Below are 18706 nucleotides of genomic sequence, written 5' to 3'. Positions count from 1 at the left end.
TGTAAAATGGTTATAATGTATATTATGTCAAATAACAGATAGGGAAAAAGATATGAGAAAGGTACTTATCATCACTTATTATTGGGCGCCTGCTGGCGGACCTGGTGTACAACGTTGGTTAAAATTCGTGAAATATTTACGAGATTTTAATATAGAACCTATTGTATATATTCCTGAAAACCCAACTTATCCCATCATTGATAATGAAATAGGAAACGATTTGCCTACCGATATACAAATTATCAAACATCCTATATGGGAACCTTATGCTTGGGCTTCGTTATTCTCTAAAAAGAAAACCCAAAAAATTAGTTCAGGTATCATTCCGCGTAAAAAAGTTTCTATTTTAGATAAAGTATTACTTTGGATACGTGGTAACTTCTTCATTCCCGATGCTCGCAAATTCTGGGTAAAACCTTCTGTAAAGTATCTGAATAAGTTTATAAAAGAAAAACAGATAGAAACTATTATCACTACTTCGCCTCCCCACAGCATACACCTTATAGGTTATGAGTTAAAGAAACAAATTCCTCACCTCAAATGGATTAGCGATTTCCGCGACCCGTGGACAACTATTGGTTATTACAAAGATTTACACCTTACTAAATGGGCAGATAAACGTCAGCATTATTGGGAAAAAGAAGTGTTACAACAATCAGACTTGGTGATTACAACAAGTTTCAAGACGCAAAAAGACTTTCGGCAGCTTACCAATACTCCTATTGAGGTAATTACCAATGGTTATGATGAGGAAAAAACAACCACCTCTCCCCTATCTAATAAATTCCTTATTTCGCACATAGGTTCCTTATTATCAGATAGAAACCCCAAAATGCTGTGGAAAATATTAGCCGAATTAATACGCGAAGAACCTCATTTTGCCGAAGATTTCACACTTTGTTTTGCAGGCAAAGTAAGTGAAGAAATCGAAGAAGATATTCGCCATAACGGACTTACACCTTATTATATTAATAAAGGTTATATTAGCCATCAAGAAGCTATTAGTTTGCAAAAGCAATCGCAAGTATTGTTGCTCATCGAAATAGATTCCGAAGAAACACAAGGTATTATTCCGGGTAAACTGTTTGAATATATGATTTCGGGGCGACCTATTCTCGCCATAGGTCCTCATAACTGGGATGTTACACCTATTCTCACTGAAACACAAACAGGTACTTTTGTGGGATATACCGATGCCTCTCAGATGAAAGCCAAAATAGTAGAGTTCTATCATCAATTCCTACATAAAACACTTAAAACCAACCCCAAAGAAGTAGAACAATACAGCCGTAAAGCCCTTACTCAGCGGTTGGCTCAACTGATATGAAAAGTTTTCTTATTTATCACATTTTTTTCTATTAATGAAAGATTTTCTGCGATAAATAATCTTTTTCTTTTGTTTATTAAAAAATAATACATACCTTTGCAGAGAAATCTCAAAAGGTACTTTTTCTGCTTCTTATATAAAAGAAGAGAAAACTATCTGGGGAAAACAATTTTCTATATAGAGAATTAAAAAAACTATCTCAGTAAAACGTTTTCTCATATAGAAAACTAAATAAACTATCTCGGGAAAATGATTCCCTATGTTGGTAACTGAAAAAACTATCTCAGTAAAACGATTTCCTATATAGGAAACAAATAAAATAAGTAATTATCTCATAAAATTTAATTGACAATCTTATGGCAAAGAAAACTTACTCAACTAATTTAGTCGAATCACAAGTGATGATTGACGGGTTAAAAGGTCGTAATGACAAATTGCCTTTGGGTGTGAAAGCCGAAGACATTACTAAGCTCGAAGAGCTCCGAAAGAAGATGGAAACACTCAACAGCGAACAAGAAAAGCTCAAAGCCGATCTCAAAACTAAGACTCAAGAACTTAGTAAAACTATTACCGAAATAGAAAGTAAAGTATCTTTCATTAAAAAACTCATAAAAATTGATATTCCTCAAACACAATGGAAAGAATTTGGTATTGAGGACAAACGATAAAAAGAAATACCTTGTTAGGCAGTGCGTCCCAACAAGGTATTTTTTGTAATGATAAATAGTTAAGAACGAATTACTTTGTATATATAATAATTCGGAAACTATATATAATATCAAACTTATTGAATAGAATTAAATGATGAAAAAGTTATTTTTTTTACTTTGTTTACTGCCTTTTTCAGTAGTAGCACAAAAACTGTGGACATTAAGCGACTGTATTCAGTATGCCAAAGAAAATAACCTATCTATTAAACAATCGGAAATAGATTTGAAAGCCACAGATATTGATAAAATGCAAGGCAAAGCAGGTTTCTTGCCCTCGGTGAATGGCAATGCATCTTATAACTTAAATGAGGGGAAAAATATCAATCCTGTAACCAATCAGTTTGAAAATGCTTTCTTTCAATCGGCGTCAGGAGGAGTAAGCGTAGACCTTACTCTTTTTGCAGGACTACAAAATTGGCGCAAGTTACATCAGGCGGAACTTAATCGTATAGCTTCTCAATATCAGTTAGATAAAATGAAAGACGATATAGTACTGATGATTATCAATGCCTATGCTGAAGTGTTGAGCAATAAAGAACAAATCAAGAACTTGAAAGCACAGTTAGAAATTTCAAAGGAAAGTTTAACGCGTACCCGTGAACTTATTGGTGCAGGTTCTTTACCCAAAGGAGATATTTATGAAGCCGAAGCACAACTGCTCACACAAGAACAGCAAATAATAGCTACCGAAAACGCTCTCTTTATTGCCAAAATGGGTTTGGCACAATTACTTTTGTTAAAAAACTATCGAGATTTTGATATTGCAGATAGTGCTTTTGAGCAACCTTCTGCTGATATTCTCAATAAAACTCCTGAAGAGATTTATGAGCGTGCCAAAGAGGTAATGAACGATGTAAAATTAGCCGAAGCGAATATGCAAGTAGCTCAAAATAGTTTGCGTTTATCACAATCAGCTTATTCACCGCGTCTTTCTGCTCAATGGGGTTATAGTTCACGATGGAGTAAGAATCAATCGCAAGATTTTTGGCAACAACTTGATGCTAATAAAGGTATGTATGCAGGGTTATCGCTTAATATTCCTATTTTTAACGGATTTTCAACTTTAGGAACAGTAAAACGTCAGCGATTAAATTTTCTAAAAAGTCAATTCGCTAAAGAACAAGCAGAACTTACTTCTGAGAAGAACATTTATCAAGCCTATAACGATGCTTCGAATGCTAAAAAGCTATATGAAGCAAGTGAAAAGACGGTACAAGCAAAACAACAGGCGTTTAGTTATGCGCAAGAGCGTCATAATGTAGGTTTAATGAATACTTTTGATTTTAGTCAAGCTAAGTATCAGTATGAGAATGCTCAAAACGATTTTGTTAAAGCCAAATATCAATATATTTTTAAGCTAAAAGTATTAGAATATTATTTTAGTCATTAATACAAAGTCGATGTTTTTTTGTCCAACTTTGGTACTTTCGAACAAGCCTTATTATAGATTATTTTAGATAAAGTAGAACCTTTAGCTTTGTTGTCTACCCAAATACCTGACAATTGGAAAGGTGTAATCAAAGATGCTCGCAACGTTAAGTACAAAAGTCATAAAAAGTAAAATTACTAATTTATCTATATATGAAAAAATGCATACTATTCAGTGCTATAACCTTATTTGTTGTAGGGCTACAAGCACAAAACAAATTCAAAGTAACGCCTGATGAGGCACGCAATGGTTCGTATACTATTAGTCCTACTTTACCTAAGGACGGAATGGTAAAAGCAGGTACGGTTCTTACACTCAAAGCAACTCCTGCCACTGGCTATATTTTTGATAGTGGCTATTACTCTTTACCAGAACAGTGGGGGGCTATGTTTTATGAACAGTCTACACCTGAGTTCAAAGTGAAAGTAGACAAAGATATGAATGTAGGAGCTTGTTTTATACCTAAAAAAGCGGAAGCTAATCTGAAAGTAGTGCAAGATATCGTTTATGCTAAACCGGGAGTAAAACCGCTGAAATACGATGTATATAGTCCTAAAAGTAAGCAAAATCTACCTTGTATCGTAATTATTCACGGAGGTGGATGGAGCTCCAATACTGAATCGGTGATGAGAGGTTTGGCACGCGAACTAGCAAACAGTGGCAGATATGTGGTTTTCAACATTGATTATCGCTGGATAGACAAACTTGACGGAGATAGTACTCCTACTCAATTGCACCAAATTATAGAAGATGTGTATGGTGCTTTGTTACACATTTCTGAAAATGCTGCTAAATACGGAGGCGATAGCAGTAAGTTACTCCTTACGGGCGATAGTGCGGGAGGATATTTATCCGCTTCAGTAGCAAATTTTGTAGAACGTATAGGCGATAGAGGTTTTAATAAAACACAAAGTGTTTACGAGTTTATGCCTACCTATATGCCTAAAGGAAAAACTGTGGCACAAGTGCGCAATGAGTTGGCTAAAGCTATCAAAGCTGCTGCACCCAGCTATGGAGTATTTCGTCCTGAAATGCTCACTCATCGCTTTAAAGACTATCCTTATTTAAATGAAATTGCACCTATCAACAGTATTCCAGAGGCTTCTAAAAGAGCAGTACCCCAATTGTTGTTTAGAGGTTCAGAAGATGAACTTATAAAAGATGAAGAGGTTAAAGCTTACGAACGTGCCCTTTCCAAAGTCGGTCAGAGGGTGGAGTATATACAAGTAGGAGGTGCCAATCACGCTTTCTTCGATTGGAAACCTGATACTAAAACACAAGCAACTTTCAACAAATACGGCAAATACCACGCTCACGAAATGTTGTTGTTCTTTGATTCAGTGTTAGAAGGTCTTAACAAAACAGAAAATTGAAATTAGAAACAATAGCAAAATGTCCGAGAAGTTAACTCTATAACTTCTCGGACATTTTATTATCAAAGTATTAAGAAAACTTATTCTGTGTCTATAAAAACAATAAATGTAAAGGTTTGTAAGGCAATCCGAACCACTCGGAGATGTTGTGATGAGTAATGATTCCGTGATAAGAATAGAGTCCGTTTCTAAAGCCTTTGTCTATTTGTAAAAGGTTTTCTACACCTCCCTCCTCTCCTATTTTCAGTAAGTAAGGTAATAGGATATTGCTGAGCAAAGTTGAAGCTGTATGAGCATAACGGGAAGGTAAATTAGGCACTCCACAATGTACTACTTCGTATTTTGTAAAGGTAAGTTGTTCTAAAGTGGTAAGCTTACTGGTTTCTATACAGCCTCCTATGCCAATACTAGCATCTACTATCACAGCACCACGCTTCATTTGTTGTACCATTTCTTCGGTTACTACTATGGGCGAGCGACATTCTCCACTCATAGCCCCTATAAGCACGTGGCAATGTGTTAAGGCTTCTCGGAGTAACTGAGGTTGCAAAGTAGCGGTATATACTGAGGAGGGCAAATGTGTACGCAGTTTTCTCAAATCGGTGAGAGAAGGAGCAAATATCTTTACATTGGCACCCAATCCTAAGGCAGTTTTAGTAGCAGCTTCGGTGAGTTCATTTGCACCCAAAAGTATTACCTCAGTAGGCGGTATTCCAGTGATATTGCCGAGCAAGAGTCGGTTTTCTTCTGCAAGCAGCTCAGAGGCGGTGAGTACAGCTGCAATACCTGTGAGCTCATCAACCGACTGCTGTATGGGGTGATTTTCTGCTTCGTCTTTTATATATTCAAAAGCTAAGGCAGTGATTTGCTTTTGTGCAAGCGTCTCGAAGTAAGTTTTATCTTGTGTGTTAAGTTGTAAAGCCGACAACAATATGGATTGAGCATTAAAGTAAGCAAGTTCATCAGTAGTAGGTGGTTGAACTTTTAGCACAATAGGACACGCGAATATTTCTTGGGTATCGTATACTATTTCGGCACCTGCCTCACTATAGTCGGTATCGGAAAAATGAGCCTCCTCCCCTGCCCCAGCCTCTATTAGTATTTGATGTCCATTAGCTACTAATACCGCTACTTCATTGGGAGTTAAGCAAATGCGATGCTCCTGAAAGGTATGCTCTTTGGGAAGCCCTATTTTCAAAGATTTTTGTTCATTGCTTACCGCTAATCGTTCTTCTTGTGGTAATAGTTGAGATAAGGATTGCATCAGTCAGAGAATTTAGTTTCCAAATCACTTACATATTTCTTGAAAGCACGGTCGGTTTCTATTAGGTTTTCCACCGTTTTACAAGCGTGTAACACCGTAGCGTGGTCGCGTTGTCCTATTTGGCTTCCAATAGTAGAAAGCGAATTTTTGGTGTATTTCTTCGAGAAAAACATCGCCAACTGTCGTGCTTGAACCACATTGCGCTTTCTGGTTTTGGAATGCAAGGATTCTATATCTAAGCTAAAGTAATCAGCAATGATTTGCTGAATATGGTCAATCGTCAAATCGTTTCGATTATTCTTCACCGATTTATCGATAATGCTTTGTGCAAGTTCTATAGAGTACTCTTTACGGTTGAAAGCCGCTTGTGCAATCAGTGAATTGCTCACCCCTTCGAGTTCACGCACATTGGTACGAATATTTTCAGCTAAATAAGCGATGATATCCTCGCCTATTTCAGCGCCATCGTTATAGAATTTATTTTCTAATATTTTATAGCGCGTTTCATAGTCGGGCGTTTGGAGTTCGGCTGAAAGCCCCCATTTAAAGCGAGAGAGCAAGCGCTGTTCGATATCGAATAAATCAACTGGTGCTTTATCGGAAGTGAGGATTACCTGTTTTCCATTTTGGTGCAGGTGATTGAAGATGTGAAAGAAAGCATCTTGGGTTTTTACCTTCCCTGATAGGAACTGAATATCATCGACTATCAGCACATCGATGAGCTGATAAAAGTGAATAAAGTCGTTAAGTGTATTCTTATCTTTATCTTTGGCTGTGGAAGCACTGATAAACTGTTGGGTGAACTTTTCGGCAGAGACGTATAGTACCTTCTTTTTAGGGTATTTTTCTTTGATATCTACCCCTATTGCGTGTGCCAAGTGGGTTTTACCTAAGCCTACTCCACCGAAGATAAACAGCGGATTGAAAGCCGTACCCCCAGGTTTGTTGGCAACTGCCATACCTGCAGATCGGGCTAAACGATTAGAAGCCCCCTCCACAAAGTTGTCGAAGTTCTGATGTAAGTTCAGCTGAGGATCAACAGTTATTTCGCGAATACCAGGTATTACGAAAGGATTTTTAAGTCCAGGGTCTTTGGTTTCAGTAGCTAAAGTCAAAGTCTGTTTTGCTAATTCCGGCCGATTAGTACTAGGAAGTTGTTCTTTAGTAAGAGGAGTATCGACAATATATACGAGGCGAGAGTTTACACCTAAGGTAAAAGTCATAGCTGATTTGAGAAGAGAAATATAATTTTCTTCTAACCACTCGCAAAAGAATTTACTGGGCACTTTGATTTTTAGGGTGTTGCCCTCTAATTCTACAGGTACGATAGGAGCGAACCAAGTGTTAAATGGTTGCTCAGTGATATTGTCTTTTATGAATTCAAGACACCTACTCCAGACTTTTTCAGCTGCTTCTTTCATCTTTTTTAGTGCTACTTTTTAGCTAAAAATTTGATTATTAGATTTTTTTACTAATTTTGCCGGTGATAAAACTGTTGTTTTTTCAGTGAGCAAAGTTGTGAATAATTTTTGAATAAAAAAAATATTTAACATTTGTTTTTGTACTTTTATTTTATATGGGAGCACTGTTAATGTTTTGTTAATATTTATATCTATTTAAATATGAAAGAATTATATTTTGATTATGTATTGCGTACACGCTATGCAGAAACTGACCAAATGGGGGTAGTGTACTACGGAAATTATCCTCAGTATCTTGAACTGGGAAGAGTGGAGTGGCTAAGGTCTATTGGCTTTACCTATAAGGCGATGGAAGAAGAAGGAATAATGATGCCTGTGGTATCTCTACAAATTCAGTATAAAAAGCCTGCTTTGTATGACGAGCTCATCACCATTCGTACCAAGTTAAAAGAATTACCCTCTACAAAAATAGAGTTTAACTATGAAATTCTCAATGAAAAAGGAGAATTACTCTCTACGGCTAATACTGTATTGGTGTTTGTAGATGCGAGGACTTTCAGACCGGTGCGTTGCCCTGAGAAGGTGCTAAAGCTTATAAAAGCAAAAAGTGAAGAGTAGGGAGTGAAAAGTAAATAATTTGGTAATTTAACTTTGCCAAAGGTTGTAGCACAACAAGCTATTGAAACTTTGGCAAAGTTTATACCACAACTAAAAAACTATTGATAGCTTTTAATCAAATTCTTCACCAATAATATCACGTTTGGCATTGCGATATTAGCAGCGTTGAGTACTTCTTCGTGTGATACGTCGGGGGAGATGTCGGGACCACCTAAGTCGGTGATGACTGAAAGAGCACACACTTCCATATTCTGATGACGTGCTACAATTACTTCGGGTACGGTGCTCATACCTACAGCATCACCTCCTAAAATGCGCACCATACCATATTCGGCTGGGGTTTCAAAAGAAGGACCTTGCAAACCTACATACACTCCTTTTTGGAGCTTGATTTTATGTTTCTTAGCTATCTTTTCGAGCTCGGTTATCATAGCTTGGTTATAAGGTTTGCTCATATCGGGGAAGCGCGCACCAAATAGGTCTAAGTTCTTACCGCGTAGAGGGTGTTCAGGAAATAAATTGATATGGTCGCGAATAACCATTACATCACCTATTGAAAAGTTAGGGTTCACCCCTCCTGAAGCGTTAGAAACAATCAGACGTTTAATACCTAATTGCGCAAAAACGCGTATTGGGAAGGTTACTTCTTGCATTGTATATCCTTCGTAATAATGCACACGCCCTGCCATCATTAGCACATAGCGGTTTTCTATTTTACCGTAAATCAGTTTACCTTTGTGTCCTTCTACAGTAGATTTAGGGAAGTTAGGGATATTGTTGTATTTAATCTCAGAAATTACTTCTACTTCATCTTCTAACTTATTGAGTCCAGAACCTAAAATAATAGCAAATTCAGGAGTGTGCTCTGTGATGTACGACTGTATGATGCGAGCCGTTTCATTAATTTTATCGTAAACTTGTTGCATATCTTTATAATGTTTTATTTGTTACCTATATTGGTGTGAATAATACTAAAATGTTGACAACCTCTCCCTATACTCCTTCAAAAGAGGAATCGTAGCGATGCTTATCATATCTTTTAGCTATTGAAAATGGGTGACTCCAAACTTAGCAGCTTCAGCACGTGCTTTGGGTACTAAGGCAGTGAGGTTTTTGATACGAGAGGCATCAGAAGGGTGGGTGCTTAAAATAGTAGGTGTAGATTTACCATTATTCTTGGCACTCATACGCTTCCATAGCTCAGGAGCCTCAGCGGGGTCATAACCAGCAATTGCCATAATCTGGATACCTATTGCATCAGCTTCTGTTTCGTTGGAACGACTGAAAGGTAACATTACCCCTAAGTTAGACCCTAAGCCATAAGCGAGCATAAACTGGTCGGTATAAGCAGCGTATTTGCTAGTTTGCAAGGCTACCGAACCTGCAATAGCACCTATTTGTTGTAAGGTAGCAGCACTCATACGTTGTGCTCCGTGGTCGGCTAAAGCGTGAGCCACCTCGTGCCCCATTACCACTGCCAAACCTGTTTCGGATTGTGTAATAGGTAAAATTCCTGTATAGACCACAATCTTACCGCCTGGCATACACCAAGCGTTCACCTCAGGACTATCTACCAAGTTATATTCCCAACGATAATCATCTAAATAGCCTTTATAACCATTGGTATCAAGCCATAGTTTGGCAGCTTTGGCTATACGTTCGCCTACGCGTTTCACCATAGCGGCATCGTTTGTATTTTTCACTACCTTATTAGATTTTAAAAAGGTGGAATACTCACTAAAAGCCATCGGAAATACCTGACTATTAGGCATAAAGTTAAGAGTGCTCTTTCCTGTAAAAGGGTTTGTCTTACAAGAAAAGACAATTAAAAGGAATGCGATTAAAGTTAATTTCTTCATAAGATTTTATTTGAGGGCAAAGATACAAATAATAATCGGAAATACAATAGTAATACTTTATAAATTTTATTGTTAATGAAAAACAATAATATAATAGGTGAAAAGTATTCTTTTTACAGTGAGACTACGTGCCAGAAATCGAACAAATTGGTTTCAAAATTAAAAGAGAATTAAGGATATGCCTTGTGAAATGATTATTTTAAGACTTCAACTTTGCCAAAGTTTAAACTTTGGCAAAGTGTATACCGCAAAGGAAACTAGTAATTAGTATTGTAAATATATAGGACTCACATTAATATCAATAGGTGAAAAGTATTCTTTTTACAGTGAGACTACGTGCCAGAAATCGAACAAATTGGTTTTAAGATTAAAAGAAAATGAAGGTTGATTAATACAAGTACTATATGACTTTGGAGAAGCTGAGAAAAAAATGCTAAAATTTCTAAAATAGAGCATATTTTTTTAAAATAAGACAATAAAATTCTTTTTCATCTTTTAGTGAATTAAAAATAATAATTGTTTATATATCAGTTAGATATAAAATATACCTATCTTACCTTTTAGATGTAGCTTAACCGAAGGAAGAGCGAAGGTAAGACGAACCTAAGACGAAGGAAAGACGAAGGAAAGAGGTTACTAAGTTGAATCTCAATTAGTAGAAAGAGGTATTTACGTTATTGAGAAAAAAATCATAAAAACGTGATTTTGGCGAAAAAAATGCAATTTTTAGTGTGAGTAACTTTTGAGGAACGTTTATGAGAATTGAAAATAGAGAGATATAACTTTCGAGGAACTTCAACGGACTAATTGTCAGAAGAATGCGGTTGGCACAAGTTTTGTTGCTAAATAAAAAGTTGATAATATTTGGTGCTTTAAAAATAAAGTGCTACATTTGCGACTTCAAATTAGTACATAAAACAAAAAACTGCGTTAAAATTGCAAAACAATATGAGAAAACCATTATTAATGGCTGCTGCCTTACTGATTTCGGCAGTGGCGTTCGGACAAAAAAAAGAACTCAAAGAGATTGAAAAACAAATCCGTAAAGGAGATTTAACAACTGCCAAAAGCGGATTAAGTTCCATTAAAGGTTCTATTGAGGGTACTGAATTTGCACCTCAGTTCTATTTCTTGGAAGCACAAGTGAATGTGGAGGCTGCTAAGAAAAATGAAAATGTATTGCCTTCGTTGCAAGCGGCTTCTTCAGCTTTTGCCAAAGTAAGACAATTAGAAGGAGGTAAAGGCAAATACACAAACCAGTTGCAAACTTTGGCTGATGAGGCTATTAATATTGCAGCTAAGCAAGCACAAGACAATTACGAGCGTAAAAACTACAAGAATGCTTCGGTTGCTTTTGAACAAGTATACCGCCTCAGTCCGCGTGATACTGTATTTTTGTACAATGCGGCAGTAGTATCGGTTGAAAATAAAGATTATGACAACGCTGTGAAACTTTATAAAGAGTTGAAAGACTTAGGTTATGACGGTGCTGAAACACTTTATTTGGCTACTAATAAGCAAACTAAAAAAGAGGAAACTTTCCCTGATAAAAACCAGCGTGATTTGATGGTAAAAGCAGGTACTCACGAAAAAGCTAGAAATGAAAAAACGCCTTCAAAACGTGCTGATATCGTGAAGAATATTGCCTTTATTTACGTAGAGCAAAACAAGACTGATGAGGCGCTAAAAGCTTTTGCTGAAGCAAGAAAAGCTTATCCTAAAGATGCTAACATCATTCTTGCTGAAGCCAATGTTTACTTGCAATTAGACAATAAAGAAAAATTTAAACAACTAATGCAAGAAGCTGCACAGCTTGACCCTAATAATGCTGACCTTCACTACAATATTGGGGTTATCAATATGCAACAAGGTAACAATATAGAGGCTCGTAAAGCTTTTGAACAAGCACTTAAAATTAAGCCTAAATATGCTGATGCTACCTTGAACCTTTCGACTACTTACATTAATGAAGGTAATGCTTTGGTTGAGCAAATGAATTCATTAGGCAATTCGGCTGCTGATACTAAGAAATTCAATGAACTTAGAGACCAAAAAGAAGCTTTGTTTAAAAAAGCTGCTGAAGTATTAGAAAGCTACGTGAAAGCCAATGGCAACGATAAAAATATCTTGGAACAACTAAAGAGCATTTATGGAGCTTTGAGCGATAGTGCTAACTTCCAACGTGTTAAAAAACTATTGGGTGAATAATAATTTAGTATAAGATGTTCGTTAAAAGGTAACAGAGTTATGCTCTGTTACCTTTTACTTTTTATAAAGATAAAAATGCGTTATTTTATAGAACTTTCTTTCTTTGGTAAAAACTATTACGGTTGGCAATCCCAGCCCAAAGCTATTTCAGTGCAAGAAGTTTTACAGAAGGCTCTTTCTACTCTTTTGCGAACGCCTATAGAAGTTGTGGGAGCAGGTCGCACTGATAGTGGTGTGCACGCTTTGCAGATGTATGCTCACTTTGATGTGACAGAAGCGTTGCCCGCTACTCTAGTTCACAAGTTAAATGCTTTTCTTCCAAAAGATATAGCTGTTCATCATATATATGAAGTACAGCCTAATGCCCACGCCCGTTTTGACGCTTTGAAACGCACTTATCAGTACTATATTAGCACTCAGAAAGATGCTTTTGCTTACGATTATGCGATGGCATTTACTCTTCCGTTAAATCTAGCGCTTATGAATGAAGCGGCTCAAATACTTTTTTATTATACTGATTTTCAGTGTTTCTCTAAAACACATACCGATGTAAAGACATATAATTGCAAAATATACGAAGCGCATTGGGATAAGGTGGAGAACCAACTCATTTTTACTATTACCGCCGACCGTTTCTTGCGCAATATGGTACGGGCGATTGTAGGAACACTTATAGATGTAGGCTTACAGAAACTTTCGCTTACAGATTTTGAAGATATTATCATCAGTAAGAAACGCAGTAAAGCAGGAGCATCGGTTCCCGCTTGTGGGTTATATCTCACTCATATAGAATACCCCGAAAGTCTCTTTGTTGAAAAAAAGGATTAAATATTAGCATTATTCAGGAAGAATTACTACCTTTGCAAACTTTTAAAACAAAAACAGAAATGAAATATTTACAGAACAAATATTTAAAAATAGTTATAGCTGTGCTTATCATAGCGTGGGCGGTATATCAGTTCACACAGGGGAATATAGGTAATGGCATAGCGCTTATTTTGCTTTCTCTTATTCCTATTTTACTCTATTTTCGCAACGAATTTATACTTCTCACATTCTTACGTTTGCGCAAGCAAGACTTTGCAGGAATGGAAAAATGGCTCGGCAAAATAGCAGACCCTCAGACAGCTTTACTCCGTAAACAACAAGGCTATTACAACTATATGTACGGTATTATCTACTCGCAAAAGAACCTTACTCAAGCAGAAAAATACTTTCGTAAAGCTCTACAATTGGGACTTACGATGAGTTATGACGTAGCGATGGCAAAATTGAGTTTGGCAGGTATTATGATGCAAAAGCGGAAAAAACGCGAAGCACAGGAACTCCTCACTGAGGCTAAAAAGCTAGATAAACAAAACTTGATGAGCGACCAAATAAAGATGATGCAACAACAACTCAAGAAAATTTAAATCATAAAAAAGGCTGTCGTTTTAGACAGCCTTTTTTATGATTTGGTTCTAATATTTTATCCCTTTAAATACACTATTTTCTTAGTCTCGAAGAAAGGTTCATCGTAATAACTACTGATATCAGTGAGTTCTGCCTTAGGGAAAGGTGCTAACTCCTCAGTAAGGTCACCGCCTTTTAAGTAAAGAATACCATTAGGGAGGTCGTTTTTAGAAGTCTTCTTGAACTTTCCTTTTACCCAAGGCACAAAGTCCTTCATTTGAGTAACGGCACGACTTACCACAAAGTCGTAAGTATCTTTTAGTTCTTCGGCTCTTATCTGCATAGCCGTTACATTGGTGAGCCTTAAAACTTTTACTACTTCTTGTACTACTTTTATTTTCTTTCCGATAGAATCGACCAATGTAAACTGACAGTTAGGAAACATTATAGCCAAAGGTATGCCAGGAAAGCCTCCACCAGTACCGACATCTAATAGTACCGTGCCATCAACGAACTGAATGCGCTTAGCTATTGCCAAGCTATGCAACACGTGTCGTTCGTAGAAATCGTCTATATCTTTGCGCGAGATGACGTTTATTTGAGCATTCCACTTTTCGTACAGCGGTTTGAGCTCTGCAAATTGTTGTTGTTGCAACTCACTAAGTGAGGGAAAGTATTTGAGTATGATTTTCATAGTTGCTAAAAATGTATTACTTTTGCACCCGTTTTTATATATTATAATGAATTTACGAGCCTTATTATTGATTTTTTTGTGGGGAGGTTGCCTTTCGTTCTTTGCACAAGAGCGCGATACTACCTACATTCAACCTTATCTGCAAGAAATATGGCTCAGAGCATATACTCCTACCAAAATGCTCATACTTACGCAAGGGAAAGAGGTTTATTCACCCAACTATCCATTTAGTTTAGGAGTTGGAATAGGTTTGCGCAAGATATTAGGGCTTAACGTACTTTATGCACAGAACTTATTCCGACTAAAAAATGAAACAAATCTAAAAACTCGTAGTATTGATATACAAGCACATAAATACGGTAAACGCATACTTATAGATGCTTATTATCAAGACTATACAGGATTTTATATCGATAGAGGTAAAGGGAACTATACCCTCTTCCCTACCCTTTCTACCCAGCAAATAGGTGTAGAAAGCACTTACGTATGGCGTGCAGACAAGTTCTCGGCGCGAAGCTGCCTTTGAGCAAAGCGAACGCCAAGTGAAATCGGCGGGGAGTTTGCTTTTTGGCAGTGGTTTCTATTGGCATCGCATAGAGCCTGATGCTAAAACAGAGAATGTGAGTAGCGAGGCTTTTGAGAATTTCCAAATAGGTTTTCACGTGGGCTATGGCTATTCGTGGGTAGCTGGCAAACACTGGTTACTTACAGGGGCATTTATCGGTGGATTGAATTTTGGTAACCAAATGGACATACTGCAACAGCTGAATATTAAGGTTTATCCTACTTCTGTGACACGCTTTTCGTTTGTATATCTGAAAGATGATTGGACAGTAGCCTTATCGGGAATCTTTAATAACAAGTCAGTTTATCCTGCGGATAGCAAACCTATTCGCTTGATTACTCCCAGTGTACAACTATCGTTTACTAAGCATTTTTATCTCAAAAAGAAAAACTTTCTCACTCGATTGCCTTCCCTAAAAGTACGACCAACCCCTCAACGGAACGGGTAAAGATAAGATATTCATTACCACCTTCCACGATATGGTATTTCTTTTTAATTTCAGCTACCGATAACGGATAGTTTTTAGAGAGAATACAATATTTACTACCTTTCTTCAACTCTTTAGGATTGATAGGAGTTACCTGCAAAACACGTCCGGCAAAGGGCTTTTTTAGCTGCTTGGAAGTGTATAGATGAGTATTTACGTCCAACTTCTCTACCTCAAAATACTGCGTTATATAATTAAAAGCTCCTGATTTCAACAAAGCATTATTAGGAATATACAAGTATTGTTTAGGCACACTATATACCGCTTGAGAACTATGCAACACTTCTTCTGTAAATTGCAAAATAGGCTCTTCAGTCTCCAAATTCACACAATGTATTTGTACTTGTGTTTCTTTTTTAGGTTCTTGTACAACCAAAACCTCCTTTACTTCATTGCGCAAAGCTACCAAATGAATATGTGTTACCTTGGGTAGCGTATGCAACAGATAACTAATGTCTATCATAGGTGATAGTTTGGTAAGCACTTTATCTGCTTTTTGCAGTAGTACAGACTGTAACTCTAAGATATTAGGTGAGAGGTCTTCTAAGAGAAACTTCTTCTGTTTGAGTGCGTCTCTACGAGCAGGATCGAGATAAATAAGGTTGTAATGTGCTGTTGTTGCTTTCAAAAAAGCTTCTGCGCTTCCATTTATAAATGTAGCCTTGCGCCCTAATACCTGCCAATTATGTTCTACTTTGCTGAGAAGTTCCTTATTTTGTTCTACCAATGTAACTTCTTTAAACTTCTCTGAAAGAAAAAATGCATCAATACCAAACCCACAAGTCAGGTCTAAAAAACATTCTCCGTGTAAGCCTTGTGCCTTATACTGAGCGGTTGCCTCGGAGGAGGTTTGCTCTAAATTAAGTGTTGGAGGGAACAATATACCTTCCGCAGTAAGCAAAAAAGGGAGTTTTTTAGTTGCTGTACGTCTGCCTTCAATCTGTTGTACTAATTCTTTGTTAGAAATGCCATTGAACACAGTTTTTTTGAGGAGCAATGTTGTAGTTGCCCCCTCGTATTCCCTGATAAAGCGTTGTACATTCTCGTCTAACAAATTCATAGCGCGCAAAGATAGTGTATTTTTACAAAAATCAAAGCCATTTTTTGCGTTTGAAGTAGAAAATCATTGCTACTGAAATACCTATCATCACCAACCATACTAACGGATATGCCCACCATACTTCTAATTCAGGCATATACTTGAAATTCATACCGTATACCCCCACAATAAAAGTAAGCGGAATAAAAATAGTAGAAATAAGGGTGAGCAAGCGCATAATGTTGTTCATCTTGTTACTCATTGCCCCCATATAAGTATCCGTAAGTCCCCAAAGGATATCGCGGTAAGTGCTGAGTGTTTCCACAATTTGCACCGTGTGGTCGTGGAGGTCACGGAAATAATGCTTGGTATCGGTGTCGATAAGATGATGAGGGGTTTTCTCTATCTTGTTTACTACCTCACGCGAGGGCGTAATCGATTTTTGCAAAAAGATAGCACTCTTTCTCAACAACTGGATTTCGGAAATCATATCTTCACGAGGGTGAATAATAATATCATCTTCAATGGTTTCAATCTTATCGCTTACTTTATCCAAAATCACAAAATAGTTGTCTACAATAGCATCTAAGAGTCCGAATAGCAAATAGTCAGCGGGGCGTTTGCGCAGACTGCTATCGGCGTTTTGCAAACGTTTGCGTACGGGGTCAAACACGTCTTCGTCTTCACTTTCTTGAAAAGTGATGAGGTAGTTTTTACCCAATAATAATGCTAAGTGCTCTGAAATGAGTTGCTTATCTTTGCCGTAGTACAGCATTTTAATGATCACAAGAATATGTTCATCGAGGATTTCTACTTTCGGACGGTGTTCGGTATCGAGTACGTCTTCCAAAAATAGGTTATCTAAATGAGTATAAGCACCTAACTTTTTTACTTCCTCAATATTGTTTAAGCCGTTTACATTCACCCACGTGATACGGCTATCGATTATAAATTTAAGGGCTTCCTCAGCCGAAGAGACTTTCTTTACCTCACAAGAATGCTCGTTATAGGCAAAGACTTCTATATTGAGAGGCTTCTCTTTATTACCGAAATACACCAGACTACCGGCAGGCAAACCTACCTTTTTGGAGCGATTTGCCTTGCGTTTCCTCTTGGTAGTAGAGACTATATTTTTACTCATATATAATTATTATATTAAAATATTGTTTATTAATATTTTATTAAAACATTTTAAAGTTAAAGTATAAGTATTATAACAAAAACGAAAGCATTAGTAAGCGTAATAAATGCTTGTTACTTTTATTTAAATTGGTGGTTAATATACTGATTATTAGATTATTTTCACATTTATATACATAGTAAATAGATACTTTATAGAATATGTATTAAATAAAAGGTTTACATTTTTATTGTAAGTTACTTATATTCAGTAGTTATTAGCTTGTAAAACACCCAACCTTGTATTCTTTCTTCTTGTACTAAGGATAGTCCTACTGAGTTTAAAAATTGACTAAAATCTTCTGTTCTTTTTAGCTTAGGAAGGTAATAACTAATCTTTGCATATTCACAAGCAATGAGAAAAATGCCTTTGTCTGAAAGTATACGTTTGACTTCCAAAAAAGCCTCTTTGAGGTCTTGCCAATGGAAGTGTGTTTGAAAAGCAGTTATCAAATCAAAAGTTTTATCACCAAATGAGGTATGCCGAATGTCCTCTAACTGAAAGATAGCCTTTGTATGAAGCTTCTTTGCTTCCTTAATAGCGATTTTGGATATTTCAATTCCCCAAACTTCACTATGAGGAAAATATTCAGTGAGCAGGACAGTTGATTTGCCATTTCCTACTCCTATATCTAATATTTTTCGTGGAGCTTCTGACGGTTTATAAAGTCCTAATGCCCATTGTACCATTGGTATATAAACACGATTAAAAAGTTTCATCATTATTACACCTACAAAACCCGAAGGCTTTTTAGACTGCTGAATTAGGTAATAAAGCAGGAGTATTAAGATTGAAAAAGTAAGGGCTGTTAGAAAAATAATTTTCACTTGTTAATTGTGGTTTTAAGAGACTACCTTACCGAACTCCTCAGAGAATTTGGTAGGAGTAAACTCAATGACCTGGTAGGTTGCTATTTTGTGCTGATAAAAAGGGTCTTGGGCAATGATAGTTTCTACCTCTCCCCTACTACCTGCCTTGCACAAAATTATACCACCTACACGGGGTACTTGTGCTCCTGAAGCGACAAAATGTCCTGAAGCATAATGCTTATCTAAATAAGCGCGATGTGCTTCTAAATGTTTTTCAACCTCTGAAAGGTCTTTTTGATACGTTAAAATAATGATGTACATATTTTAGTTA

Annotated in this window: 19 protein-coding genes; 10 read left to right on the top strand and 9 right to left on the bottom strand. The window is 36.8% G+C overall.

The genetic code is table 11. From position 1 onward, the window contains the following. The first annotated feature begins 52 nt into the window (after positions 1 to 52). From ACSQ7D_RS05730 to ACSQ7D_RS05715, 4 genes are all read left to right on the top strand, one after another. The gene (locus ACSQ7D_RS05730) at positions 53 to 1327 is read left to right on the top strand and encodes a glycosyltransferase family 4 protein (RefSeq protein ID WP_437135198.1); all 1275 of its coding nucleotides are present in this window, start codon (positions 53 to 55) and stop codon (positions 1325 to 1327) included. Between the two features lie 356 nt (positions 1328 to 1683). Then, complete coding sequence (locus ACSQ7D_RS05725; protein ID WP_002672015.1) at positions 1684 to 1995, top strand: hypothetical protein; 312 nt, start codon at positions 1684 to 1686, stop codon at positions 1993 to 1995. Between the two features lie 133 nt (positions 1996 to 2128). Further along, a complete protein-coding gene (locus tag ACSQ7D_RS05720; RefSeq protein WP_437135197.1) occupies positions 2129 to 3427 on the top strand; it encodes a TolC family protein in 1299 nt (432 codons plus the stop codon). A gap of 191 nt (positions 3428 to 3618) precedes the next feature. Continuing rightward, a complete protein-coding gene (locus tag ACSQ7D_RS05715; RefSeq protein WP_437135196.1) occupies positions 3619 to 4839 on the top strand; it encodes an alpha/beta hydrolase in 1221 nt (406 codons plus the stop codon). A 91-nt stretch (positions 4840 to 4930) separates the two neighbouring features. On the opposite strand, the gene ACSQ7D_RS05710 is transcribed toward ACSQ7D_RS05715, so the two are convergent. Together ACSQ7D_RS05710 and dnaA are read right to left on the bottom strand one after the other, a co-directional pair. Continuing rightward, entirely contained in the window at positions 4931 to 6103 is a 1173-nt protein-coding gene (locus ACSQ7D_RS05710; protein ID WP_437135195.1) for an alanine dehydrogenase, read from the bottom strand. Further along, the gene (dnaA, locus tag ACSQ7D_RS05705; protein WP_437135194.1) at positions 6103 to 7524 is read right to left on the bottom strand and encodes a chromosomal replication initiator protein DnaA; all 1422 of its coding nucleotides are present in this window, start codon (positions 7522 to 7524) and stop codon (positions 6103 to 6105) included. Before dnaA ends, ACSQ7D_RS05710 begins: the two co-directional genes overlap by 1 nt. A gap of 201 nt (positions 7525 to 7725) precedes the next feature. Here dnaA and ACSQ7D_RS05700 point away from each other — a divergent pair, with 201 nt between their 5' ends. Then, the gene (locus ACSQ7D_RS05700; protein WP_048747655.1) at positions 7726 to 8142 is read left to right on the top strand and encodes an acyl-CoA thioesterase; all 417 of its coding nucleotides are present in this window, start codon (positions 7726 to 7728) and stop codon (positions 8140 to 8142) included. A gap of 98 nt (positions 8143 to 8240) precedes the next feature. Here ACSQ7D_RS05700 and ACSQ7D_RS05695 read toward each other — a convergent pair whose 3' ends face one another. Further along, on the bottom strand, positions 8241 to 9068 hold the full coding sequence (locus tag ACSQ7D_RS05695) for a purine-nucleoside phosphorylase (RefSeq protein ID WP_106095404.1): 828 nt from the start codon (positions 9066 to 9068) through the stop codon (positions 8241 to 8243). Between the two features lie 117 nt (positions 9069 to 9185). Continuing rightward, positions 9186 to 10001 carry a M48 family metallopeptidase gene (locus ACSQ7D_RS05690; protein ID WP_015782949.1) on the bottom strand — a complete coding sequence of 272 codons (816 nt, stop codon included), beginning with the start codon at positions 9999 to 10001 and terminating at the stop codon, positions 9186 to 9188. A 948-nt stretch (positions 10002 to 10949) separates the two neighbouring features. Between ACSQ7D_RS05690 and ACSQ7D_RS05685 the strand changes: the two genes are divergently transcribed. The 3 genes from ACSQ7D_RS05685 to ACSQ7D_RS05675 are packed head-to-tail and all read left to right on the top strand — an operon-like array spanning position 10950 to position 13621. Next, on the top strand, positions 10950 to 12209 hold the full coding sequence (locus tag ACSQ7D_RS05685) for a tetratricopeptide repeat protein (protein WP_016479570.1): 1260 nt from the start codon (positions 10950 to 10952) through the stop codon (positions 12207 to 12209). A gap of 39 nt (positions 12210 to 12248) precedes the next feature. Then, entirely contained in the window at positions 12249 to 13037 is a 789-nt protein-coding gene (gene truA, locus ACSQ7D_RS05680; RefSeq protein ID WP_437135193.1) for a tRNA pseudouridine(38-40) synthase TruA, read from the top strand. Between the two features lie 59 nt (positions 13038 to 13096). Continuing rightward, positions 13097 to 13621 (top strand): membrane protein, encoded by a 525-nt coding sequence (locus tag ACSQ7D_RS05675; protein ID WP_009421613.1) that lies wholly within the window; start codon positions 13097 to 13099, stop codon positions 13619 to 13621. Between the two features lie 56 nt (positions 13622 to 13677). Here ACSQ7D_RS05675 and rsmG read toward each other — a convergent pair whose 3' ends face one another. Continuing rightward, positions 13678 to 14295 (bottom strand): 16S rRNA (guanine(527)-N(7))-methyltransferase RsmG, encoded by a 618-nt coding sequence (gene rsmG / locus ACSQ7D_RS05670; protein ID WP_264860524.1) that lies wholly within the window; start codon positions 14293 to 14295, stop codon positions 13678 to 13680. Positions 14296 to 14341: 46 nt separating this feature from the next. Between rsmG and ACSQ7D_RS05665 the strand changes: the two genes are divergently transcribed. Next, complete coding sequence (locus tag ACSQ7D_RS05665; protein WP_437135192.1) at positions 14342 to 14821, top strand: DUF4421 family protein; 480 nt, start codon at positions 14342 to 14344, stop codon at positions 14819 to 14821. After that, a complete protein-coding gene (locus ACSQ7D_RS05660) occupies positions 14787 to 15308 on the top strand; it encodes a DUF4421 family protein (protein ID WP_437135191.1) in 522 nt (173 codons plus the stop codon). The genes ACSQ7D_RS05665 and ACSQ7D_RS05660 overlap by 35 nt, the downstream gene beginning before the upstream one ends. Here ACSQ7D_RS05660 and ACSQ7D_RS05655 read toward each other — a convergent pair. The 4 genes from ACSQ7D_RS05655 to ACSQ7D_RS05640 all read right to left on the bottom strand — a co-directional run bounded on the left by ACSQ7D_RS05655 (position 15256) and on the right by ACSQ7D_RS05640 (position 18696). Next, positions 15256 to 16407, bottom strand: coding sequence for a class I SAM-dependent methyltransferase (locus ACSQ7D_RS05655; RefSeq protein ID WP_437135298.1), 1152 nt, complete (start codon positions 16405 to 16407; stop codon positions 15256 to 15258). The genes ACSQ7D_RS05660 and ACSQ7D_RS05655 overlap by 53 nt on opposite strands. A 31-nt stretch (positions 16408 to 16438) precedes the next feature. Further along, on the bottom strand, positions 16439 to 17527 hold the full coding sequence (gene corA, locus ACSQ7D_RS05650) for a magnesium/cobalt transporter CorA (RefSeq protein WP_437135190.1): 1089 nt from the start codon (positions 17525 to 17527) through the stop codon (positions 16439 to 16441). 236 nt (positions 17528 to 17763) lie between these two features. Further along, a complete protein-coding gene (locus tag ACSQ7D_RS05645) occupies positions 17764 to 18288 on the bottom strand; it encodes a class I SAM-dependent methyltransferase (RefSeq protein ID WP_255493648.1) in 525 nt (174 codons plus the stop codon). A 120-nt stretch (positions 18289 to 18408) separates the two neighbouring features. Next, positions 18409 to 18696 (bottom strand): YciI family protein, encoded by a 288-nt coding sequence (locus ACSQ7D_RS05640; RefSeq protein ID WP_015782942.1) that lies wholly within the window; start codon positions 18694 to 18696, stop codon positions 18409 to 18411. Between the last annotated feature and the right edge of the window lie 10 nt (positions 18697 to 18706).

Source organism: Capnocytophaga sp. G1920, from assembly GCF_051417515.1.
This window is presented reverse-complemented; position numbering and strand designations above follow the sequence as displayed.